This is a genomic window from Blochmannia endosymbiont of Camponotus sp. (assembly GCF_023586085.1).
GTDB lineage: Bacteria > Pseudomonadota > Gammaproteobacteria > Enterobacterales > Enterobacteriaceae > Blochmanniella.
On sequence record NZ_CP097757.1, the window covers coordinates 250,495 to 273,794 of the forward strand.

Here is a 23,300-nt window from a genome sequence, read left to right on the forward strand (position 1 = left end):
TTTTAAAAAATTTACATAAGATTATTATATTTTTGTTAAGTATTTTTAATAATTTCATTATGTTTATCATTTGTTTTTAAAGTAACCATTTTGACAAGAAGTAATTTTTAAAATGAATTATATTTCAACTAGTAAATTTTAATTATTCAATGTTGAAGTATTAGTTAAAAACATGTTTTAGTTAAATACATATTTAAAATGCGCTTAAATTTTTAAAAAATAATAAAAATAATGTACTAATTAATTTTTATATTATTTAATTATTCCTATATTGGTGAGTCTTAATGTATGAGACACTAATTTAGTATGTTGGTATTAACAATAAAAATGCACCGTATTTTATAGTTTTTATTAAAATAATTCCTATTAAAATAAGATATTAATATATGAAGAAAACATCATCATCAATAACTAATTGTGTATCTGCTTTGTATATAGTTCCAACTCCTATTGGAAATTTAGAAGATATTACATGCCGAGCGTTATCAGTGTTGCGCCAAGTAGATTGTATTGCTGCAGAAGATACACGCCGTACTCGCATATTATTAAATTTTTTTTCTATTCGTACATCTTTGTGTGTATTACATCAACATAATGAATATAAAACAATACCAATATTAATTTCAAAATTACAGGCAGGATTAAGTGTTGCTGTAGTTTCTGACGCAGGTACTCCATTAATTAACGATCCAGGATATCGTTTAGTACAATGTTGCCAGAAATTAAAAATTAAGGTTATTCCGCTTCCTGGCCCATGTGCTGCTATTACCGCATTATGTGGATCTGGATTGCCGACGGATCGGTTTTGTTTTGAAGGATTTCTACCGCATAAACATAGTTTACGAATAGGTCGTTTACAAGCCTTATTGGAAGAACCACGCACATTAATTTTTTATGATGTAAAATACCGCATAATGGATACTTTAAAAGATATGATTAGTATTTTTGGATTAGAACGTTATGTTGTATTAGCTCGGGAATTAACTAAAATATGGGAATCTATTTATGGAGCCCCTGTCGGCCAATTATTATCTTGGATACAAAAAGATAATTCTCGAATTCAAGGAGAAATGGTTTTGGTGGTAGCAGGAAATTGTCTAAAAAATAATGAATTATCGCCAAAAATACTTCATGTCATGAACTTGTTGGCATCGGAGTTATCTATAAAAAAAGCTGCAACTTTAGTAGAATATATATATGGAGTAAGAAAAAATGTGCTTTATAAAAAGTATTTGAGTAAACAATTAAATAAAATTTCAGATCAAAATATTAATTGATTAATGACATCATTTAAAATAATGGTTATAATGCTTTAGGGAGTTAGTCAAACAATCGCTGCTTCTTGTATTTGTAGTAATGAAGATGAAATTGGTATAATTACAAGTGAAGGGGAGGAAAGTCCGGGCTCCATAGGGCAGAGTGCCAGGTAACACCTGGGAGATGTGAATCTACGACAAGTGCAACAGAAAGAAAACCGCCAATAATTATTTATTATCACGAATAATGATAAATAATATAGGTAAGGGTGAAAAGGTGTGGTAAGAGCGCACCATATGGGCTGGTAACAGTTTGTATCATGTAAACTCCACTCGGAGCAAGGCTGAATAGAAGTTCTATAGTATGGTCCGTACTGAACTTGGGTAAGCCGCTTAAGCTGGCATGAGAATACCAGTGTAGATGAATGATTGTTTAAAACAGAACCCGGCTTAATGACTAGCTCCTTGTTAAAATAAATATAGAGTAAGAAGAATAAAATAAAAAATAATATAGTAAGTGTTTAGTTTTATAGTCAGTAATGTGTCTTTAAATCGTTAATTATAGAAAAATTATACTATTTATGATAGACAATGAAAATTTTATTTGATACTTATAACATCCATATCACATACTGTTGTTTATTATCATAAGTATTTTTATGTGGTATCGTTAAATTAATTTGTAATGTTATCAACAAATAAAATATGTAAATTAAAATTTAATCAGTATTTACTTACAACATATCATTGCATTATTTAACGTAAATAGATATATAGTTACATTAATACATTTTATACAAAAGTTTTAAAGAATTTAACATTTCTACAAAAATATTTCAGAATTTATAATTATAGTGATTAAATAAATATTATTTCTAATTATTTGTTGGCAGCATTATGTAGAGGGGTTAAAGGAATAGTAGATTTGTATTTTTTGTTGAAAAGTGATGGACTAAAATAGGGATATGCAAAAAATATAGATTTGTTTTAAATTGATTAAATATTCTTATATGTATGCAATTCAGTGAGTCATGGATATTTTAAAAGAATTACTAAATATAATATGGCAGAATAATCTTACGTTATTTCCTAATTTAAGGTTAGCATTAGCTATTTATTCGTTAGTATTTATTATTCTTTTTTTAGAGAATGCTATTCTTCCGGCATTTTTTTTGCCAGGAGACAGTTTATTAATTGTATTAGGAATATTAATTGCGAAAGGTATTTTAAATTTTACTGCAACTTTAGGAATTTTAACAGTAGCTGCAAGCTTAGGTAGTTGGATGAGTTATTTGCAAGGTAAATTTTTAGAAAATAACAAAACAATAAAAAGCTGGTTATCTTTTATACCTAATAAATCCTATCAAAGAGCAAATCGTATGATCCACAAACATGGACTATCTGCTCTTTTTGTTGGTCGTTTTATAGTGTTCGTGCGAACAGTGTTACCTACTATTGCAGGGGTGTCTGGATTAAGCTCCTTTCGTTTCCAATTGTTTAATTGGATCAGTTCATTTGTATGGGTGTTTATACTTATTGTTTTGGGTTTTTTTTTGGAACGATTAGAATTTTTTTATCTATTATAATAGATAATGTAGTCAAAATTACTCATTGATAATGATATTAATGCTATTAGATCATGGGGTTTTTAAAAAATGATTTGTAAACGCTTAATGAGATAATGTAAAAATTATTTTTAGTAAAAATATTATGACCCCTGCTGGATTTGAACCAGCGACCAAGCGATTATGAGTCGCCTGCTCTAACCAATCTGAGCTAAGGGGCCTTGATTTTAATTTAAATTACCTGCAATATGAAAAATTTTTTATTTAATATTAAATAAATCATTATAATCGAAGTCTTCTATATGTTATCAAGTTATATTGATGTTCTACTATATAATTTTATTTATTGATATTCTACGTCGTAGTGTATAGCATACTTTATGCAATTTTGCAAAAATTGTTATGTTTTATATTTGTATATTGAATATATATATTGTAAATTAATATGTGATATCATAATTATACCAATTGGTAATTATTTTTTAAAATTTTTATATTTATTTAATCATCTAAAAAGCTGCGTAATATTTCAGAGCGGCTAGGATGACGTAATTTTCTTAAAGCTTTTGCTTCTATTTGACGGATACGTTCCCGTGTTACATCAAACTGTTTTCCCACTTCTTCTAAAGTATGATCAGTGTTCATATCAATACCAAACCGCATACGTAGTACTTTAGCTTCTCTTGGAGTTAATCCAGAAAGTACATCATGAGTGGCAGTACGTAAATTATCTGAAGTTGCTGAATCTAAAGGTAAGTCAAGATTCGTATCTTCAATAAAATCACCAAGATGAGAATCTTCATCTTCTCCTATAGGAGTTTCCATGGAAATAGGTTCTTTCGCTATTTTTAATACTTTTCTAACTTTATCTTCTGACATAAGCATGCGCTCTGCTAATTCTTCTGGTGTTGGCTCATGTCCAATTTCTTGTAGCATTTGCCGAGAAACTCTGTTAAGCTTATTGATGGTTTCTATCATATGAACAGGAATTCTAATAGTACGTGCTTGGTCTGCTATTGATCTAGTAATTGCCTGGCGAATCCACCAAGTAGCGTAAGTAGAAAATTTATAACCACGACGATACTCAAATTTATCTACAGCTTTCATCAAACCAATATTACCTTCTTGTATCAAATCTAAAAATTGTAACCCTCTATTTGTATATTTTTTAGCAATAGATATGACTAAGCGAAGATTAGCTTCAACCATTTCTTTTTTAGCTCTGCGAGCTTTAGCTTCCCCAATCGACATACGACGATTAATATCTTTCACTTGTTCTATTGTTAGTCCTGTTTCTTTTTCAATTTGGTGTAGTTTTGATAAACTATGTTGTACATCTTCATCAACTTTATGTAATGTTTCCGACCATGACGTGTTGTGCATAGATAAAGCCGTATTAAACCAAGCTTTATTAGTTTCATTTCCTGAAAATAACTCTATGAAATTTTTTTTAGGCATTTTACTAATTTCAACACATAATTTCATAATCAAACGTTCTTGTATGCGTACTCGTTCCATCATAGAGCGCATGTTATTAACTAAGTTGTCAAATTGTTTCGGAACTAATCTAAATTGTTTAAATACTTCAGAAAGCTTTAAGATTTCTTTTGATGATTGAACATGATTTCGTCCATTACATTTTATTGATTTTCGCGTTATTTCATATTGATTACGTAGCGCTATAAATTTTTTACGAGCTACGTCTGGATCAATGTTATTTTCATCATTATTTTCTTCTTCATCGTCGTCAGATATTGTTTCAGAAACAGTTTCAGGAGTTATATTCTGAGTTATATTTGTGCGTGCTGATATATTTTCTTCATCTGCGTTAGGATCTACAAAACCTGTAATTAAATCTGAAAGGCGTGTTTCTCCGGTTTCTACACGTTTATATTGATCTAATAGATAAGTAATTGCTTCTGGGTATTCAGCAACTGAGCATTGCACTTGATTTATCCCATCTTCGATTCTTTTAGCAATATCTATTTCGCCTTCTCGTGTTAATAACTCTACAGTACCCATTTCTCGCATATACATTCGTACTGGATCAGTTGTTCTACCTAACAACTCTGAGTCAACATTAGCTAATGCCTGTACTGCTGCTTCTGTTGCGTCTTCTTCGTCGTTAGTAGAACTAGTATGCTCAATTAACAAAAACTCATCGGAACTAGGCGCTTCTTCCATGACTTGAATACCCATATCATTCATCATTTGAATTATATTTTCGATTTGACTTGGATCCACAATATCTTCTGGTAAATGATCGTTGACCTCAGAAAAAGTTAAATATCCTTGTTCCTTCCCAAGTGTGACGAGTAACTTAAATTGTGATTGTGGGTTATGTTCCATAAAAAAGACTCCCACGTTTGCAGTGATATTTAAAAGTTTAATAGATGGTGTAGTGCCCATCTATCGATAATATGTAAATAAAATTATTAACAGTAATTTATTCAGGAGGTATTTTTATGATTATTTTCATTAGTAATATTGAACCTAAAAAGTGTATAATTTTATATTAACGTTTTGATAATGTTTGAGTTAATAACCACAATTCTTGACGTTCTTGTGTTGTTAATCCAGATATTCGATCACGCGCGATCAGTATTTCTTGACGTTGTTCAAGAGTGAAATTATATAATTTAGTTAATGCATCAATAAAAGCGGTTTCTATCATATCATTTGTAATCAAGTGGTTCCAATATGCTAGTGTTTCAAGTTTTGAAAAAAATTTATTCTCACGGTAGTACTCTAACAATTGTGCAGGAGTTGGTGTTGGATATGTCTTACATATTTTAACTAAATCAGTAAAAATCAACATCATGATATCGTTTTTTTTAAATTGTTTTAATTCTTGTATGTTTGGTACTAATTTAGAAAGTTGTGGATTTTGTATTAGCAATCCTATTAATATGTGTTCTACGCTATAATTTATACAATATTTTTTTATTTTATTAGTAGATAAAACAGGTTTGTTTATAAGCAATTGATTTAGTTTATTTTCATCTAAAATTCCTATTTTATTACCTAATTGTTGTAGTAAACATAATTTTAATGTTTTTCCAGGAATTTTATTAAGCATAGGTAATATTAGGTTGCTTAATTTAACCCGACCCCCCAATGTTTGTAAATTTATTTTTTGTGATAGTGTTTTGAAAAGAAAATTTGATAAATCTTGTGTTTGTGTTAATGTTTTTAAAAAATTATCTTTTCCTATTTTACGTATTAATGTATCTGGATCTTCTCCATGAGGTAAAAATATAAAATTTATTTGGCGATCGTCAGTAAGATATGGTAAAACGATGTTTAATGTACGCCAAGCAGCTTTTTTACCAGCATGATCACCATCATAACAACAAATAATTTGATTGGTGATATTATATAATAATCTAATATGATTAGCAGTGGTAGTTCCTAAAGAAGCGACTGCATAATTGATTCCAAATTGTGTTAATGTAATAACGTCTATATACCCTTCTACTAAAAGTATATAAGAGGGATTCTTACATTGTATGCGTGCTTCATATAAACCATATAAATGTTGATTTTTTTTAAAAATTTCGGTATCTGGTGAATTTAAATATTTGGGCATTTTTTTATGTGTGATGACACGCCCTCCAAATGCTACGATTCTTCCTGCTATATCTCGTATGGGGAACATAAGACGATTACGAAATCGATCATATTTATATTTTCTGTTATTACTAATTAACATACCTGATTGGTCAAGTAGTATTTGATCATATGATGTAAAACGAAATTTTCGTATTATATTATTCCATCCAGGTGGAGCAAATCCAATGTTGAAGTCAGTAATAGTTTTAGCGGTTAGTCCACGATTTTGCAAATATTTATAAGCATATAAATATTTTTTTTGAATCAATATATTTTGATAGTATTGACTTAATTTGTTCATTAGTTGATACAAATTGGGTTTTTGACAATTATTTTTTTTTAAAATGTCTACATTTAGCTCTAATGATATCCCATTTATAACTGATAGTTCCTTAATAGATTCGATAAATGTAAGTCGGTCATAATTCATCAGAAAATCTATCGCATTCCCATGTGATCCACAACTAAAACAATAATAGAATTGTTTCTCGATATTAACAGTAAATGATGGGTGGTTTTCGACATGAAATGGACAACGAGCCAGAAAATTTTTTCCTTGTTTTTTTAAAGATATACGTCGACCAATTAAATCAACAATATTAGTACGCGATATCAACTCATTGATTACTGTATTTGGAATACGGGTAATTATATCTCCTTAGTTTGTGTTATTGAATAACAAATAACACTAACGTTATTATAAGTTATGATTAAATGTTATGTTTATAAATATAGGTGACTTAGTTGTACTCATCATAAAAATAATGTTTTTCATTTATTTTTTGTATATTAAAAAATTATATGAGTGAGAATAACTTAATATAATCGAACACGTCTTAAATTTTCTCGGGCTAATTTTTTTGCATGACGCTTAATTGCTGATGCTTTTGCTCGTTTACGTTCTGTAGTTGGTTTTTCATAAAATTCTCTACGACGTACCTCAGATAAAATTCCTGATTTTTCACAAGATCTTTTAAAACGGCGTAACGCTACGTCAAATGATTCGTTTTCACGTACTTTAATTATTGGCATATATTTTTCTCTATTATTATTTATTTTTTCATCTTCTTGTTGAAGATCATGATATTAACATGATTAAAATAACTATATTTTTACTATTTTGTAATATAACATTAAATATTATGACATGAAATATAAAACTAATGTGAAGTATTTTATAATTATTAATTAAATATGGAAATATGTATGCGAGTTTTAGGTATTGAAACTTCATGTGATGAAACCAGCGTAGCTATTTATGATCAATATCAAGGGTTATTAGTTAATAAAGTATACAGTCAGGATTCGTTACATGCTGACTATGGAGGAATTGTGCCTGAATTAGCTGCTCGTGATCATGTACGAAAAATAGTTCCTTTAATTTTGTCTACATTAAGGCAAGTTTATTTAAAACCTGAAGATATTAATGGAATAGCGTATACTGCTGGACCTGGTTTGATAGGTGCTTTATTAGTTGGAGCGACTATTGCTAGAACACTTGCTTATGCTTGTAAAATACCTGCTATCGATATTCATCATATGGAAGCTCATTTGTTAGCGCCGATGTTAGAAAAAAAAGCTCCTACATTTCCGTTTGTAGCATTATTAGTATCTGGCGGACATACTCAACTGGTATTTGCAAGTGATATAGGAAAATATAAAATATTAGGCGAATCTGTTGATGATGCTGTTGGAGAAGTATTTGATAAAATTGCTATATTGTTAGGATTAAAATATCCTGGTGGCGCCTTGTTATCGCAAATGGCTCGACAGGGTATTGCGGATCGTTATATATTTCCTCGTCCCATGATTGATCGACCAGGTTTAAATCTTAGTTTCTCCGGATTAAAAACTTTTGCGGTAAATACTATTATGTCAAGCGCTCATGATGTTCAAACTCGTGCTGATATTGCACGTGCATTTGAAGATGCCGTTATTGAAACATTAGCAATTAAATGTCGTCGTGCATTGGATCAAACTGGATTAAATTGTTTAGTAGTATCTGGAGGTGTTAGCGCTAATCATGCATTAAGATCGTATCTTTCAAAAATGATGCGTATCTTAAAAGGAAAATTATTTTTTCCTAGTCCAGAATTTTGTACAGATAACGGAGCAATGGTTGCGTATACTGGATTTATTAGACTTAAGGCTGGATTATTTAGTGATTTACCAATTTTAGTAAGACCACGTTGGTCTTTAGAATCCCTTCCGAGAATAAAATAATTGCCATAATTATTATTAGCAATATTTTATATTAATTACGCCAAATACGTTTTTCTTGATGATTCCATAGTCGTTTAATATTGACAATATGCTTGATTAAAACTAAAGAAGATATTATTATCGTTGGAAGTGAATATTGGGGTTGAAAGTACCAAGTATAGCAAGGCACGATTAATGCAGAAATAACAGCACCTAATGAAGAATATCCAAAAGATAGTACAGTTAATAACCAGGTACTTATCATGATGATGGAAAGATTAACGTTTATTGTAGTAAGTGCTCCAAATGCGGTAGCCACGCCTTTTCCTCCATAAAATTTGAAAAATATGGGGTACATGTGTCCTAAACATGAAAAAATAGCTGTAATTCCCAAGGAATTAGATGAAATTTCCAGATAATAGCCTAACCATATTGGAATTGCACCTTTTAATACGTCGAATAATATTACTAGAATTGCGATTTTATAGCCTGCAATACGAAAAATATTAGTAGCACCGGGGTTTTTAGAACCAAAATATCTTGGGTCTGGGATATCTAATATTTTGCATATTAAAATAGCGCTAGATATTGATCCTAACAAATAAGCAGATATTATTATTAAAATAGAAATAAGAGTCATAAGTCATTCTTTTTCGATGTGTAGTGAGTGATTATTATATAAGATTAATATATAGTGTATTTTTTACATCGTTAGTATTATTTTAATAAATAATTTATTTACATAAATTGAATATCATAACATATAAATGAACATTCTATTTATAGAACAACTAACAGTGATGGCATATATAGGTATATATGATTGGGAAAAAAAATCTTTACAAAGGTTAATTTTTGATTTGCAATTGTCATATGATACTGCAGTTTTCTTAGGTGGAGCAAGTAAAACATCCTATGTAGATTACACTCATGTAAGTCAAACAATACTTGATTTAGTAAGTAAAAAATATTTCTATTTAATAGAAGATGTTGCTAATTTAACAGTAAACACGTTAGTAAAAAAGTTTTGCGTTTATTGGATTCGTGTAAAAGTGAGTAAGCCTGGAGCAATTCGCGGTGCTTCTAATGTTGGTGTATGCATCGAACGAAAAGTGGATATTTATTAAATCCTTAAAATAAGATTAGTTGCTTAAGCAAGCGTATGTGTATCTATTTTAGATCAAATAAATTTTTTAAATAAATACAATTTTATTCTATATGTTGAAAACAATGCGGCAGTTTATCTTTTCAATTATTTATATTAAATTAAATGTTATAATTATGTTGTTTATTTTGGATTATTAATGTTAGACGTACGTAAATTAATTATTTCATTGATTCTGGGGGTCGTGGAGGGTTTAACAGAATTTCTTCCTATTTCTTCAACAGGCCATATGATGCTAGTGGAGAGTATTTTTCATTATATGGAAGATTCAGAAAAAACTTTTACTGTGATTATTCAGCTAGGTGCTATTTTATCTATAACAATAATGTTTTGGAATAGATTACATAGTATGAGTGTAGTTTGTATGAAAAAAATGTTTGTTAAACAACATTATGGCAATAATCATTTATGTATTCGACATATATTATTAGGGACGTTTCCTGGGGTGATGTTGGGTTTAATTTTTTACAAAGAAATTAAATTGATTTTCGGGTTAACATATATTATGTATGGATTAATAATTGGTGGAATATTTTTATTAATTGGGGAATTATGTTTACTAAAAGGACCGCGTGTATCAGAAATTGATAATATAACGTATGTGCAATCTTTTTTAATTGGATGTTTCCAATGTTTAGCGTTTTGGCCAGGATTTTCTCGTGCTGGAGCTACTATCGGAGGGGGTTTATTGGTTGGATTAAATAGGCGTATATCATTAGAATTTTCATTTTTTTTAGCAGTTCCTATTATATTTGGTTCTGTAGTATTAACTTTATACCATTGTGGATCTTCTATTAGTACAACGGATGCTTTGTTATTAATTGGCAGTAGTATAGTGGCATTTGTTATAGCTTCACTTATTGTGAGATGTTTTTTAAAAATAGTTCAAAATATTTCTTTAATTCCTTTTGCTATATATCGATTTTTGTTAGCTGGAGGAATTTATTGGGGATTAATAACATAATTAACGTTGATGTTTTTAAAATAGTTGTTAATAGATTACATAGGAGTTAAGAATGAATTTATATATTTCGGATCTCACATAATAAGACTAGCGTTACATATACAATAATTTATATATCTATATGAAAATTTTTTAGATAATTTTGGTTATGCTAAAATCAGATGTTGTGCATATCTAATAATTGTTTTTTAGTTTGGATTGTGTATTTCAAGTTATTTTACTATTTGTAGTTTTTACAATTTTTATATTTAAATATTATTTGTTTTTATTTTTCCAAATGTTTAACGCATGCAATCGTCTAGCCTGTAATTCTTTACTTATATTGATTCCAGTAAATCCGTCTTCAATAATATCTGCAATGCAAATTTTTTTAGTAATAGAAAAGGCTGTGTGCAAAAAATTTGTTTGATTGTATAAATAATCGTTGTGATTTGTATATCTTAACGTATTAGATTGACTAATTAAAATGATTTGTTCTAGTCTCTTGGGGCGTCGCCAACAATCAAAAACATTAAATAATTTCATTAACATTTTTGGTGTTAATGTTTCAATATTATATAAATAATCATGATATTCAGAAACAATTTTTGCAAAATTACAAATTTCATGTGGTATTTTTAATCTATTACATAAATTGTTAATTAAAGGAACTCCTGATTTTCTGTAATCATGATGTTTAATGCGTTTTTTTTTATTATTAAGAAGAGTTGGTTTTCCTAAGTCACGACATAAAATAGAGAAGCGCACATTGATATCATCTGTTAGACAAGCAATCTTAGTAAGCATCATCATAGTAAGATTCTCAGTGTTTATTGGTGTATTCTGCTGTACTAAATCAGGTGTATCAAATAGTGTGTTGAATTCAGGAAACAAGATTTTTAATGCTCCGCAATGATGCAAAACTATAAAATATATTTGTGGATTATTTGTAATTAAAGCTTTTTTTGTTTCAATCCACACACGTTCTGGAGATAGAAATAACAATTCATGAATCATTTGTTGCATTAGCATTAGTGTTTCTGGAGCTATAGTAAAATTCATATGCGCGAACCGCGCAGCAAATCGAGCAACTCTTAATACTCGTAGAGGGTCTTCGTTAAATGTATGAGAAACGTGCCGTAATAATCGTAATTGTATATCTCGTCGTCCATGATATGGATCCACAAGATTGCCATGTGTATCATAGGCCATAGCATTAATAGTTAAATCTCTACGATATAGATCTTCTTCAATAGTGACCGACGGATCTGTATGACAAGTAAAACCAGTATAGCCTCTACCGGATTTTCGTTCAGTACGTGCCAATGCATATTCTTCGTGATTTTCTGGATGTAAGAATACTGGAAAATCTTTTCCAACTTGCTCATAACCATTGCTTAACATTTCTTGAGGACTAGATCCTACTACTACCCAATCTTTTTCTTTAATTGGTAGTTTTAACAATGTGTCTCGTACGGCGCCACCTACTAAATATTTTTCCATTGTGCAATTTTTTAATTAAATGATCTATATTTTGATATAGGAGATATATAAATTATACATATATTTTATGTGATGTTGATAAATTAGAAAATAAAATTATTTCATATGTCATATGATTTTTTATATAAAATATAATGGATTTGGTTTTGTTGTTATTAATTGTCTTACATAATAAATTAGTCAAATAATTATTCTAATAATAATAATAATAAAATTAGTTCGGATATATAAAATTGTATGTGGTATAAATAATTTTAAATATAAGAACATTAATACCTGCTTTTTAATTTAATATAAAATTCTTATCTGCAAACTTTTTTGGGAGATATACGATTCATTGTAATTTAAACACAATGCCATAAAACACTAGGAATTATTTATATTTGTAGATTTTAATTATTTACTAAATAATTTAATATATTATTTTTGTTATTAACTTAATGTAAAATTAATCATGTTTTTATTTATTTAATCAGAATATATTTTAAGTAAATTATGACTGTTATTTTTCCAAATTTTTCTAAATCTAGTGTGTTAATTGTAGGAGATGTTATGTTAGACCGATATTGGTATGGGTCTACCGATAAAATTTCTCCAGAAGCACCTGTTCCGATTGTTAAGATTAATAAAATTATAGATAGACCGGGCGGAGCTGCCAATGTTGCTATGAATATTGCTGCTTTAGGTGCTCAACCAAGATTATTAGGATTAACTGGGGTTGATGAAGCGGCCAACATTTTAAAAAAACAACTTGATAAATCAAATGTAAAATGGAATTTTATTCCGATTAATACATGTCCTACTATAATTAAATTACGAGTCATGTCACGTAATCAACAAATTATTAGATTAGATTTTGAACGATATTTCCATAATGTTGATACTACAAAATTGCTTAAACAAGTTGAATTTTATTTACCCAAATATAAAGTATTAGTATTATCTGATTACGATAAAGGCTCTTTAAATAGTATAGAAGAAATTATTAAATTAGCACGTTATATTAATATACCAATTATAATAGATCCTAAAGGTATGCAGTTCTCTCGTTATAAAGGTGCTACTTTATTAACTCCTAATATATCAGAATTTGAATCTATAGTAGGATTTTGTCGCAATGAAAAGACTTTAATAAATCGTGCTCAGGAGATTATAATTGATTATAATTTATCAGCTTTATTGATTACACGTTCTGAACAGGGTATGACTTTATGTACACGGAATGCAGCTCCGTTACATTTTCCAACTCAAACAAAAGAAGTACATGATGTAATTGGCGCTGGAGATACAGTAATTGGTGTGTTATCAGCGGCATTATCTTCTGGTAATAGTCTAAAGAAAGCATGTCTTTTAGCTAATTTAGCTGCTAGTGTGGTAATAAAGAAATCTGGTACTTCTACTACTAATTTAAATGAAATAAAAAGTATTATAAATAGCCATGCGTACACCAATTTGCCTTGTGGCATATTAGATGAAAAGACGTTAAAACAAATAATATCTTTAGTTCATAATAAAGGTGAAAAAATAGTGATGACTAATGGTGTATTTGATATACTACATCCTGGGCATATAAGTTATCTAACCAATGCTAAAAAACTTGGAGATAGATTAGTTGTAGCTGTAAATAGTGATGATTCAACAAAACGATTAAAAGGCGAAACAAGGCCTATAAATACTTTAGAGAAACGTATGCTTGTATTAGCTGCTTTATCAGTAGTAGATTGGGTAGTTCCTTTTCATGAGGATACGCCTGCAAGATTGATTGAAAATTTGTCTCCAGATTTTTTAGTAAAAGGGGGTGACTATCACGTTTGTGACATTGAAGGAAGTAAAGAGGTATTCAAAAATGGAGGAAAAGTACATGTATTAAATTTTAAAACTGGTTGCTCTAGTAGTAATATTATTAATGCTATTAGGCGGAAAAATTAAAATAATATAAATTAATTACGAACGATGCATTTTTATCATGATGGTAGAGCAGAATACAGTAAATGTTTGGGTAATGAAATGTGGGTATTGCAACTGATGTGTAAGCCTCAAATATAATACAAAAAATATATTAAAATGATAGAGACCCTTACCATGAGTGGGCAGTATTTATAATTATGTAGTTATGCTAGGATTTATTTTTTAGTTTTATTTATTATCAAAAATTTTTTGTTATTTTAATTTTATTAAAGTTCATATTTACGTTAGCCGTAATGTTTTAATAATTTATTTTGTTATATATCTTGAACAAAATTCATAGTTGTAAATCAATTTTTCATTGATTTATATAATATATATTAATTACCTAAAGATATAGTAATTATTGAGTTTTGCTCTTTAAATTATATGTAAAATATTAAATAATTTTAGAGTAAATTCATGGGAATAGTATAATAAATCATTAATTTTTAAATATTTAAAATAATTAGTGTTTTTAGTTATTTTTTGATCACTTAAACATTAAATTTAGTAGCTGGTATTTTAATATAAATTTAAGCGCATATGGTGAGTGTTATGTAACATGTTTTATGAACATAGTGTTTTAGTTTATTTTATAAATCCGATATAATTTTAGGCTAAGATGATTTATTACATACATAAATTGTATTGTTATTATATTATATGTATAATGTGTAGTACTGTTGGTATAGTTTTTAAATAGTGTTTTAATGTGATTTTGATATTTATAACGATAGTATAACCAAGGTCACTGTTCGTGATAAATTTTAATTTATAAATATTTGGTTTTACTGAATTATAGTTTTGGTTTATATCTAATTTTTCCCTTGTTGCATAAATAATGGTATTAATTAGGATTAAATTATCATGCGTCGGCAGAGTTTTTTATCTGAATTTGGTACTCCTATGGAGCGCGTCCAAAATGCATTAGAAGCATTGCGTAATGGTCGTGGTATTTTAGTAATGGATGATGAAAATCGTGAGAATGAAGGTGATATGATATTTGCTGCAGAAAATATGACAGTTGAACAAATGGCATTAGCTATTCGTTATGGCAGCGGAATAGTTTGTTTATGTTTGACAGAAGATCGATGTAATCAGTTGAATTTACCAATGATGGTAGAAAATAATAGCAATCGTTATGGTACTGCTTTTACTGTTACTATAGAAGCAGCAGAAGGTATAACTACTGGAGTTTCAGCTGCAGATAGATTAACTACAATTAAGGCTTCTATAGAAGATAATGCAAAACCTTCCGATTTGAATCGTCCTGGCCATGTTTTTCCTTTACGCGCCCAAAATGGTGGGGTTCTGGCTCGTATTGGACATACAGAAGCGGCTATAGATTTAACTTCATTAGCTGGATTGAGACCATTTGGAGTATTGTGTGAAGTAACAAATAAGGATGGAAGTATGGCGCGTATATTAGAAATTGTCACATTTGCAAATAAATATACGATGCCAGTTCTCACTATTTCAGATTTAATAACTTATCGCATCAATATAACTTAATATATGTAAAGCTAACTTTAGCCGTTTATGGACTTGGAAATATTTTAATATATTAATAATGAGTAATTATTGTTAAATACAATGAATGATAATATATTTAGTTCAATTCATTTTTAGTATATTTAATAGTATTATTTATATAGTAAATATTTTATATTCTATAAATAGAATATCTATATGTTACGGACGAGGTTGGTGTTTTTATTAAAAATTTATATTCTGATACTTTCAGAGAGAGAAAATGCTTGCTATTATACGTATTGTTTTAGTTTTGATATTGTCAGTTATTATTTGTGTATTCGGTATCGTTTATTGTTTATTGAGACCACAGCAGTCATACCACTCTGATTTTTTTGGTCGTTTATTTGGGAGCATGGCTCCTATTTTTGGTATTACAGTTAAGATACGAAATTTTTCAAATAATCCATTACCTAAGAATTGTATATATATTGCAAACCATCAAAGTAATTATGATATGGTTACAGTAGCTCGTGTTGTACAGCCGCGTACAATAATAGTCGGTAAAAAGAGTTTACTATGGATTCCATTATTTGGTCAATTATATTGGTTATGTGGCAATATATTAATTAATCGGAATCAAAGTTCTAAATCTCATAATATTTTAATAAAAATAGCTAAATCTATTAGAACACGCGATATCTCTATTTGGGTGTTTCCAGAAGGTACGCGTAGTTTTGGAAAGGGATTATTACCGTTTAAAATAGGAGCTTTTCATGCCGCAATTTCTGCTAGAGTGCCTATTATACCTGTTTGTGTTTCTAATACTGCTAACAAAATAAAACTAAATCGTTGGTCTAATGGTTTAGTAATTGTTGAAATTATGACACCTATCGCAACTCAACAATATGAACCTAATAGAATACGTGGTATGACTAAATATTGTTATGAAGTTATGAAAACAAAAATAGATGCGTTGAATCAAGAAGTAGTTGAATTTGAAACACAGGTACTCGGTCATTAAACCAGCGTTGTACAAAATAACTTGCAAATTGTATTACAGATAATTCTCAGCAGAGAAGTCAGCCGTATTGATTATTTTATGGTTAACAGAATATTATATATGTAATGTAATAGCCGTACAGTAATGTACAAACTTATATTTTATGTGATCATAATCATTTTTATGGTAATGAAAGCAAAAGATTTATATAGCATTTATGATATTACAAATTAATACGACTAAAACCATCTGATAAATCATGAATCAGATCATTAGGATGTTCTAATCCTATATGCACCCGAATCAATGTTCCTGTAAAATCTAACGTTCCGGCTGGACGTATGCAGCGCAGTTCTTCTACTTGATTTACTAAAATTAAAGATTCAAATCCGCCCCAGGAATATGCAAGTTTAAAATACTTAAGGTTGTCAATAAAACTAGATAATTGTAAATTGTTTAAACGTTTCTTCAGAATAAATGAAAATAATCCACTGGATCCGCTAAAATCTCTTATGAAATATTCATGTCCTTTACATGTAGCTAAAGCGGGGTGATTTACTCGTTCCACTGCTGGATGTTTGGCTAACCAATGAGCAACATGAAGTCCATTTTCTTCATGTTGCTTTAATCTAACATATAAAGTACGTAGTCCTCGTGCTGCCATATAAGCAGTATCAGCATCAACCATTTGACCCATTAAATAAGATTGTTCTTGTAATTGGTCCCAACAACGTGCATTAGAAACTGCAGTTCCTATCATGGCATCAGAATGACCTGTAATATATTTGGTACCAGATTGCAAGGAAATATCCACTCCTATATCTAGTGCTTTTAAAAAAACTCCTGCTGACCAAGTATTGTCTAATAATATAATGATATCTGATTTTTTTTCACGCACTGTTTTAACAATATCGGGGACATTTTGTACCTCCATAGTTATTGAGCCTGGCGATTCTAATAAAATCAAACGGGTGTTATGTTGAATGAAATTATAAATATCACTTCCAATTAATGGGTCAAACCAAGTAGTACACACGTCCATTTTTTTTAAGACATGTTGACAGAATTTTTGAGTTGGTTCATATGCTGATCCTGTCATCAATATATGGTCTCCTGGCTTTATAAAAGAAAGTATTGCATGAGTAATTGCCGCTGTACCGCATGGGTATAACATACAACCAACGCCATTTTCTAATTCAGTCATGGATTGACGTAAAGAAAAATGAGTGATAGTCCCATATCTACCGTAGAATAATGTATCAGTTGTATTATAATTCTTAATAGCTTGTTTTTTTTGTTGAATAGAATTAAACACTACCGAAGATGTTCGTTGAATGATAGGGTTAACTGCTCCGTGTGTATATTGCTTGTCTCTTCCAGAGGTAACTAGTTTGGTTTCAAATTTTACCATAATTACTGCATTACATTGATTCACTCTAAAGCTTGTGATCAGCTTTTGTTATATATTATATTTCTACTATGATTATTCTTTTTTATTAGATAGAAAATTAAAATTCTGTATAAATTACTCATTAAATCCATATATGTTTAAGTTATTTAACTGAATTGTAGCATAATAACTGTATATTGTTATAATTTCAATGGATGTATGTATATTATGTCTAGTACTATATTTTTATAGTGTAACATATAGCACGATTTATGTTAAAGAGAAGACTACTTTTAATTGAATGATTTATATAAAGTAAATAATCAGTAAATTATATTAAATATATATTTTCATATGTTAATTGTTTATATAGTTTGTTATATAAGTTTTGTTTTTAATTTTTATGCATTTTATGATTGAATGTAATTATTCCATTATTTAGGAAATGATGTTTATCATAAGTTTATAAGTGTATATTTGAATTGAATCGTTGCATTATTTATACGATATATAGAATTTAATAAAGTAGATAAGTAAATATTATGTCATGGTAGTAATATATTATTTGTATGACCGAAATAAATATATGATGACTACTATCATAGTAGTAAATAATTAATTATTTTTATAAAATAGAAATTTTTTGAGTTATATCTTTATAAAAGTAAATAGCATTGAGTAAAAATTTTGATATTATTGGATGATATAGCTGGTATTAGTTATAATTGATAAAATTGATCAAACCAACTATAAGTTTTTTGCGAAACTATCCACTGAATATAGTTATAAAGTTTGATTTTTTAATATAAAAATACTAGTTATTTATTTTTTAAATATATATGTATAAGCACATACTATTTTTTCATAACTCTTGATTAATTTATTTAATCGAGACAAATACGTTGTATATCAGCGTAGTAGTCTACAATTTGCTGTATTTATGTTTGTGAGTAGTTTATTGCATTATAAATATACACTACTTTAATTAAATACTATTAACTCATTTAATTTTTAGAAGCACTAATCGTTAGATCAGGAAATGTAGTTTATGTTGTTTAAATATAGTATGACCTAAATAAGGTTATAAATCATTTTCAAAATTATTCTATTTTATATAGATATACTATCTACTGCTATATTTTTACATTAAGATATGGTAAATGGATACATTTTTGTTTTTATTTTTATTCTAAAAATCATGGGTTTTGTTAAAATCAAACATAATTTATAACGGTTACTTCAATATCTATCGGTTTCAATATAAGACATGATGTTTTATTCATACTGGATACTGCTAGGTTTTAGTTACTAATAATTGTAACAAATTTTTTAATATTTCAATTTATAAATTAGTTGATTTTTAAAATATGCCCGGACTTGGAATTGAACCAAGGACACGAGGATCTTCAGTCCTCTGCTCTACCGACTGAGCTATCCGGGCTTTTTAATTTTTATTAATATTTTTAGTAAAAAAACCTAGTTGTATTATCTTTATTCTATTCATTTCGTCAATATATTTTATTTATTAACGGAAAACTATTATTTAAATATTTCAAAATAACAAATAATTCTATATTTCATATTAGTTCATATCAGTAATATTATTTGAATAAAACAGTATACATCGCAATAAACAGATATTGTTATCTGTTTTTATCAGAATATGTATTCATTTCGCTATTTGAAATAGTGATTTTTATTTTTTATTAATTTCTTAAATAAAACAATTTTAAAAAAATTTTAGAATACAAAGTTCGATTTCTCAAAATCTATTATTAGAGTAAGTATACTAGGATTTTGTTGCATAATTAATCACTATGTAGTAGTATATATATTATATAAACTATTAGCGTTATAGTAATGTCGATCGCATCCACGATAGGTAGCTTGGCTCTCCATCTATAATAGGTAATACTAATAATTCTGGAACTGTATAAGGATGGAATTTTTTAATTGTTGTAAACACTGAATCTTTTAAAAAACTTTGTGTTTTAATTAATAATTGTAGTTCAGTGTGATCTTTCAGGGTAGTTCCCCAATAATAAAATGAGCGTACTTCGTGTAATAAATTTATACATGCTGCTAGTTTATTACTTAATAATGTTTTTGTAATATTTAAAACAACAGACATATCGTTTGGCGTAGTACACAAGATTATTATCATGTTTCTCTCTTTAAACAATCAAGTTATGTATTCACTGATATAACATAGATAGTGAAATATTTGTACTCTATTTTTAACAAAAGTCAATTATTTTAGCATATATCGATTTTTTATATTGTGTTTATATTGCTTTGTATCATTATATTACATGGTATTTTTGTAAATGTAATGTCAATTACAACAAAAATTAACTGCTATTAATGATCGATAGACTACTTATTTATGAGGATACAAATATTTATATATGTAAAAAATTTTTAATCCCCCCTTGAAGCAATCCTGAATGCCCCCATTTTAAGTATTGTCCTGAAGTGGTGAATATTAATAAAATTTGCATCTGATGTTCAATGTAAGACTATTAACATGATATGCAAATAGTTAGCTAATACAATTAGGGAGCGTTAAATGAAAATTCGTCCATTGCATGATCGTGTAATTGTTAAACGTAAAGAGGTTGAATCAAAATCTGCAGGAGGTATCGTATTGACTGGATCCGCAGCAGGAAAATCTACACGTGGGGAGGTATTGGCTGTTGGTCATGGCCGTGTTTTGGAAAACGGGGAGGTAAAAGCTTTAGATGTTCGTATTGGAGATACCGTGATTTTCAATGACGGGTATGGTGTAAAAGTGGAGAAAATTGATAATGAAGAAGTATTAATTATGTCAGAAAGCGATATCCTTGCTATCGTTGAGAAATAATTCGCGACTAACTTATTAATTGAACTAAAAATTTTTAAGGAAAATGAAATGGCAGCTAAAGATGTAAAATTTGGTAATGATGCTCGTGTCAAAATGCTGCGCGGTGTGAATGTGTTAGCCGACGCGGTAAAAGTTACTCTTGGCCCTAAGGGTAGAAATGTAGTGTTAGATAAATCTTTTGGAGCTCCAGTTATAACTAAGGATGGTGTATCTGTAGCTCGGGAAATTGAACTAGAAGATAAATTTGAAAATATGGGCGCTCAAATGGTGAAAGAGGTTGCTTCTAAGGCAAATGATTCTGCAGGTGATGGAACTACGACTGCCACTGTTTTAGCTCAGTCTATAGTTAATGAAGGATTAAAAGCTGTAGCTGCTGGAATGAACCCTATGGATTTGAAACGTGGAATTGATAAGGCAGTGGTTGCTGCAGTAGAAGAGCTAAAAAAATTGTCTGTTCCTTGTTCAGATCCTAAAGCTATCGCTCAAGTAGGTACTATTTCTGCAAATTCTGATGAAACTGTTGGTAAACTAATTGCGCAGGCAATGGATAAAGTAGGAAAAGAGGGTGTGATTACCGTAGAAGAAGGATCTGGTTTGCAGGATGAATTAGATGTAGTTGAGGGTATGCAATTCGATCGTGGTTATCTCTCTCCTTATTTTGTCAATAAACCTGAAAGTGGTACAGTAGAATTAGAGCATCCTTTTATTCTGTTGGCAGATAAAAAGATTTCTAATATTAGAGAAATGTTACCTATATTAGAATCTGTTGCGAAAGCAGGAAAGCCATTACTTATTATTGCTGAAGACGTTGAAGGAGAAGCTTTAGCTACTTTAGTAGTAAATAATATGCGTGGTATTGTAAAGGTAACTGCTGTAAAGGCTCCAGGATTTGGTGATCGACGTAAAGCTATGTTACAAGATATAGCTATTTTGACTGCAGGAACTGTGATTTCTGAAGAAATTGGGTTAGATTTAGAAAAAGCAACATTAGAGGATATGGGACAAGCCAAACGTGTAGTTATTACTAAGGATGCTACTACTATTATTGATGGAGTAGGTAATAAGTCTGCTATAAATAGCCGTGTGGCTCAAATTAATCAACAACGTGATGAAGCTACTTCTGATTATGATCGTGAGAAACTTCAAGAACGTGTTGCTAAATTAGCTGGTGGAGTTGCGGTAATTAAAGTTGGAGCAGCTACTGAAGTAGAAATGAAGGAAAAGAAGGCGCGCGTAGAGGACGCATTACATGCAACTCGTGCTGCTGTAGAAGAAGGTGTGGTTGCAGGTGGTGGTGTGGCTTTAATTCGTGTGGCAAATGCTATTAGAAATTTGTGCGGTGATAATGAAGACCAAAATGTAGGAATTAAAGTAGCCCGTCGCGCAATGGAAGCTCCGTTGCGGCAAATTATGGCTAATGCTGGAGAAGAACCATCGGTAATAGCTAATAATGTTAGATCTGGAGAGGGAAATACCGGATATAATGCTGCTACTGAAAAATATGGTAATATGATAGAGTTAGGAATTTTAGATCCTACCAAAGTAACTCGTTCTGCTTTACAATATGCTGCATCTATTGCAGGTTTAATGATTACTACTGAATGCATGGTTACTGAATTACCTAAAGAAGATAAACCAGATTTAGGAAATGCAGGAGCTGGTGGTAATATGGGCGGCATGATGTAATTTTTAATTAAATAATATAATCACCACCGAACTAAACAACCCTAATCTTATTCCTGATTTTAGATTAGGGTTGTTTAGTTCGGTGGTGAAGTCGTACTTATTTTTAGAACTAATTTGTTTATGGTACTGTATAGTATTAATGAACTTAAAACTGGGCTTAAGATTATTCAAAATGATGAGCCATGTGTTATCATCAGTAATGAGTCTATAAAACCTGGTAAAGGGCAATCCTTTAGTCGTGTGCGATTTAGACAAATAATATCTGGAAAAATTTTAGAAAAGACGTTTAAGTCTGGAGATTTGTTAAGATCAGCTGATCTGTATGATATCAGTTTAATTTATGTGTATCATGATAGTGAGTTTTGGTATTTTATGGATGAAAAAAATTTTGAAGAGATTGCTGTTGCTTCAAAAATAATAGGCGACAATTTTAAATGGATTACTACTCAACTACATTATTTAGTAACTTTATGGAACAATGTTCCAATTCTTGTAACTCCTCCTAATTGTATAGAACTAAAAGTAATAAAAACTACTTCAATAAAAAAGAATAATTCTGGATCGTCTGAAACAAAATTAGCTACTGTAAATACTGGAGCTATGATTAAGGTTCCACTTTTTATTCAATTAGGGGAATTAATTAAAATAAATACTCGTTCAGGAACATATGTCTCTCGAGCAAAGTAAATCTATAT

18 protein-coding genes, 2 tRNA genes and 1 other RNA gene are annotated in these 23,300 nt (G+C 29.4%); 12 read left to right on the plus strand and 9 right to left on the minus strand.

What is annotated here, in order from left to right:
* The first annotated feature begins 386 nt into the window (after positions 1 to 386).
* From rsmI to M9400_RS01035, 3 genes are all read left to right on the plus strand, one after another.
* On the plus strand, positions 387 to 1,277 hold the full coding sequence (gene rsmI / locus M9400_RS01025) for a 16S rRNA (cytidine(1402)-2'-O)-methyltransferase (protein WP_250232582.1): 891 nt from the start codon (positions 387 to 389) through the stop codon (positions 1,275 to 1,277).
* A gap of 39 nt (positions 1,278 to 1,316) precedes the next feature.
* Positions 1,317 to 1,725: RNase P RNA component class A (gene rnpB / locus M9400_RS01030), an RNA gene on the plus strand.
* Positions 1,726 to 2,287: 562 nt separating this feature from the next.
* Positions 2,288 to 2,842, plus strand: a complete 555-nt coding sequence (locus M9400_RS01035) for a DedA family protein (protein ID WP_250232583.1) — start codon at positions 2,288 to 2,290, stop codon at positions 2,840 to 2,842.
* Positions 2,843 to 2,967: 125 nt separating this feature from the next.
* Here the strand turns inward: M9400_RS01035 and M9400_RS01040 are convergent.
* From M9400_RS01040 to rpsU, 4 genes are all read right to left on the minus strand, one after another.
* Positions 2,968 to 3,042, minus strand: a tRNA-Ile gene (locus tag M9400_RS01040).
* A 280-nt stretch (positions 3,043 to 3,322) separates the two neighbouring features.
* Entirely contained in the window at positions 3,323 to 5,170 is a 1,848-nt protein-coding gene (gene rpoD / locus M9400_RS01045; RefSeq protein ID WP_250232584.1) for an RNA polymerase sigma factor RpoD, read from the minus strand.
* 166 nt (positions 5,171 to 5,336) lie between these two features.
* Positions 5,337 to 7,085: a DNA primase gene (gene dnaG, locus M9400_RS01050; RefSeq protein ID WP_250232682.1), complete on the minus strand. Its 1,749-nt coding sequence runs from the start codon at positions 7,083 to 7,085 to the stop codon at positions 5,337 to 5,339.
* A gap of 164 nt (positions 7,086 to 7,249) precedes the next feature.
* Positions 7,250 to 7,465 (minus strand): 30S ribosomal protein S21, encoded by a 216-nt coding sequence (gene rpsU / locus M9400_RS01055; protein ID WP_250232585.1) that lies wholly within the window; start codon positions 7,463 to 7,465, stop codon positions 7,250 to 7,252.
* Between the two features lie 174 nt (positions 7,466 to 7,639).
* Here rpsU and tsaD point away from each other — a divergent pair, with 174 nt between their 5' ends.
* Positions 7,640 to 8,656, plus strand: a complete 1,017-nt coding sequence (gene tsaD / locus M9400_RS01060) for a tRNA (adenosine(37)-N6)-threonylcarbamoyltransferase complex transferase subunit TsaD (RefSeq protein WP_250232683.1) — start codon at positions 7,640 to 7,642, stop codon at positions 8,654 to 8,656.
* A gap of 31 nt (positions 8,657 to 8,687) precedes the next feature.
* Here tsaD and plsY read toward each other — a convergent pair whose 3' ends face one another.
* The gene (gene plsY, locus M9400_RS01065; RefSeq protein ID WP_250232586.1) at positions 8,688 to 9,275 is read right to left on the minus strand and encodes a glycerol-3-phosphate 1-O-acyltransferase PlsY; all 588 of its coding nucleotides are present in this window, start codon (positions 9,273 to 9,275) and stop codon (positions 8,688 to 8,690) included.
* Between the two features lie 127 nt (positions 9,276 to 9,402).
* Here plsY and M9400_RS01070 point away from each other — a divergent pair, with 127 nt between their 5' ends.
* Both M9400_RS01070 and M9400_RS01075 read left to right on the plus strand, forming a co-directional pair.
* Positions 9,403 to 9,762 (plus strand): dihydroneopterin aldolase, encoded by a 360-nt coding sequence (locus tag M9400_RS01070; RefSeq protein WP_250232587.1) that lies wholly within the window; start codon positions 9,403 to 9,405, stop codon positions 9,760 to 9,762.
* A 177-nt stretch (positions 9,763 to 9,939) separates the two neighbouring features.
* The gene (locus tag M9400_RS01075; RefSeq protein WP_250232588.1) at positions 9,940 to 10,764 is read left to right on the plus strand and encodes an undecaprenyl-diphosphate phosphatase; all 825 of its coding nucleotides are present in this window, start codon (positions 9,940 to 9,942) and stop codon (positions 10,762 to 10,764) included.
* 255 nt (positions 10,765 to 11,019) lie between these two features.
* Here M9400_RS01075 and M9400_RS01080 read toward each other — a convergent pair whose 3' ends face one another.
* On the minus strand, positions 11,020 to 12,246 hold the full coding sequence (locus M9400_RS01080) for a tRNA CCA-pyrophosphorylase (RefSeq protein WP_250232589.1): 1,227 nt from the start codon (positions 12,244 to 12,246) through the stop codon (positions 11,020 to 11,022).
* Positions 12,247 to 12,741: 495 nt separating this feature from the next.
* Between M9400_RS01080 and hldE the strand changes: the two genes are divergently transcribed.
* From hldE to M9400_RS01095, 3 genes are all read left to right on the plus strand, one after another.
* Positions 12,742 to 14,175 (plus strand): bifunctional D-glycero-beta-D-manno-heptose-7-phosphate kinase/D-glycero-beta-D-manno-heptose 1-phosphate adenylyltransferase HldE, encoded by a 1,434-nt coding sequence (gene hldE, locus M9400_RS01085; protein WP_250232590.1) that lies wholly within the window; start codon positions 12,742 to 12,744, stop codon positions 14,173 to 14,175.
* An 885-nt stretch (positions 14,176 to 15,060) separates the two neighbouring features.
* Complete coding sequence (gene ribB / locus M9400_RS01090) at positions 15,061 to 15,705, plus strand: 3,4-dihydroxy-2-butanone-4-phosphate synthase (RefSeq protein ID WP_250232591.1); 645 nt, start codon at positions 15,061 to 15,063, stop codon at positions 15,703 to 15,705.
* Positions 15,706 to 15,946: 241 nt separating this feature from the next.
* Positions 15,947 to 16,687 carry a 1-acylglycerol-3-phosphate O-acyltransferase gene (locus tag M9400_RS01095; protein WP_250232592.1) on the plus strand — a complete coding sequence of 247 codons (741 nt, stop codon included), beginning with the start codon at positions 15,947 to 15,949 and terminating at the stop codon, positions 16,685 to 16,687.
* 202 nt (positions 16,688 to 16,889) lie between these two features.
* Here M9400_RS01095 and metC read toward each other — a convergent pair whose 3' ends face one another.
* From metC to cutA, 3 genes are all read right to left on the minus strand, one after another.
* Complete coding sequence (gene metC / locus M9400_RS01100) at positions 16,890 to 18,077, minus strand: cystathionine beta-lyase (RefSeq protein WP_250232593.1); 1,188 nt, start codon at positions 18,075 to 18,077, stop codon at positions 16,890 to 16,892.
* A gap of 1,347 nt (positions 18,078 to 19,424) precedes the next feature.
* Positions 19,425 to 19,497, minus strand: a tRNA-Phe gene (locus M9400_RS01105).
* Between the two features lie 411 nt (positions 19,498 to 19,908).
* Positions 19,909 to 20,220, minus strand: a complete 312-nt coding sequence (gene cutA / locus M9400_RS01110) for a divalent-cation tolerance protein CutA (RefSeq protein WP_250232594.1) — start codon at positions 20,218 to 20,220, stop codon at positions 19,909 to 19,911.
* 405 nt (positions 20,221 to 20,625) lie between these two features.
* Here cutA and M9400_RS01115 point away from each other — a divergent pair, with 405 nt between their 5' ends.
* From M9400_RS01115 to efp, 3 genes are all read left to right on the plus strand, one after another.
* Complete coding sequence (locus M9400_RS01115; RefSeq protein WP_250232595.1) at positions 20,626 to 20,919, plus strand: co-chaperone GroES; 294 nt, start codon at positions 20,626 to 20,628, stop codon at positions 20,917 to 20,919.
* A gap of 48 nt (positions 20,920 to 20,967) precedes the next feature.
* Complete coding sequence (gene groL, locus M9400_RS01120; RefSeq protein ID WP_250232596.1) at positions 20,968 to 22,605, plus strand: chaperonin GroEL; 1,638 nt, start codon at positions 20,968 to 20,970, stop codon at positions 22,603 to 22,605.
* Positions 22,606 to 22,725: 120 nt separating this feature from the next.
* Positions 22,726 to 23,292 (plus strand): elongation factor P, encoded by a 567-nt coding sequence (gene efp, locus M9400_RS01125; protein WP_250232597.1) that lies wholly within the window; start codon positions 22,726 to 22,728, stop codon positions 23,290 to 23,292.
* The last annotated feature ends 8 nt before the right edge of the window (positions 23,293 to 23,300 follow it).

Coding starts and splice junctions, on each gene's coding strand:
- rsmI (WP_250232582.1), top strand. CDS start 387: ATGAAGAAAACATCATCATCAATAACTAATTGTGTATCTGCTTTGTAT.
- M9400_RS01035 (WP_250232583.1), top strand. CDS start 2,288: ATGGATATTTTAAAAGAATTACTAAATATAATATGGCAGAATAATCTT.
- rpoD (WP_250232584.1), bottom strand. CDS start 5,170: ATGGAACATAACCCACAATCACAATTTAAGTTACTCGTCACACTTGGG.
- rpsU (WP_250232585.1), bottom strand. CDS start 7,465: ATGCCAATAATTAAAGTACGTGAAAACGAATCATTTGACGTAGCGTTA.
- tsaD (WP_250232683.1), top strand. CDS start 7,640: ATGCGAGTTTTAGGTATTGAAACTTCATGTGATGAAACCAGCGTAGCT.
- plsY (WP_250232586.1), bottom strand. CDS start 9,275: ATGACTCTTATTTCTATTTTAATAATAATATCTGCTTATTTGTTAGGA.
- M9400_RS01070 (WP_250232587.1), top strand. CDS start 9,403: ATGAACATTCTATTTATAGAACAACTAACAGTGATGGCATATATAGGT.
- M9400_RS01075 (WP_250232588.1), top strand. CDS start 9,940: ATGTTAGACGTACGTAAATTAATTATTTCATTGATTCTGGGGGTCGTG.
- M9400_RS01080 (WP_250232589.1), bottom strand. CDS start 12,246: ATGGAAAAATATTTAGTAGGTGGCGCCGTACGAGACACATTGTTAAAA.
- hldE (WP_250232590.1), top strand. CDS start 12,742: ATGACTGTTATTTTTCCAAATTTTTCTAAATCTAGTGTGTTAATTGTA.
- ribB (WP_250232591.1), top strand. CDS start 15,061: ATGCGTCGGCAGAGTTTTTTATCTGAATTTGGTACTCCTATGGAGCGC.
- M9400_RS01095 (WP_250232592.1), top strand. CDS start 15,947: ATGCTTGCTATTATACGTATTGTTTTAGTTTTGATATTGTCAGTTATT.
- metC (WP_250232593.1), bottom strand. CDS start 18,077: ATGGTAAAATTTGAAACCAAACTAGTTACCTCTGGAAGAGACAAGCAA.
- cutA (WP_250232594.1), bottom strand. CDS start 20,220: ATGATAATAATCTTGTGTACTACGCCAAACGATATGTCTGTTGTTTTA.
- M9400_RS01115 (WP_250232595.1), top strand. CDS start 20,626: ATGAAAATTCGTCCATTGCATGATCGTGTAATTGTTAAACGTAAAGAG.
- groL (WP_250232596.1), top strand. CDS start 20,968: ATGGCAGCTAAAGATGTAAAATTTGGTAATGATGCTCGTGTCAAAATG.
- efp (WP_250232597.1), top strand. CDS start 22,726: ATGGTACTGTATAGTATTAATGAACTTAAAACTGGGCTTAAGATTATT.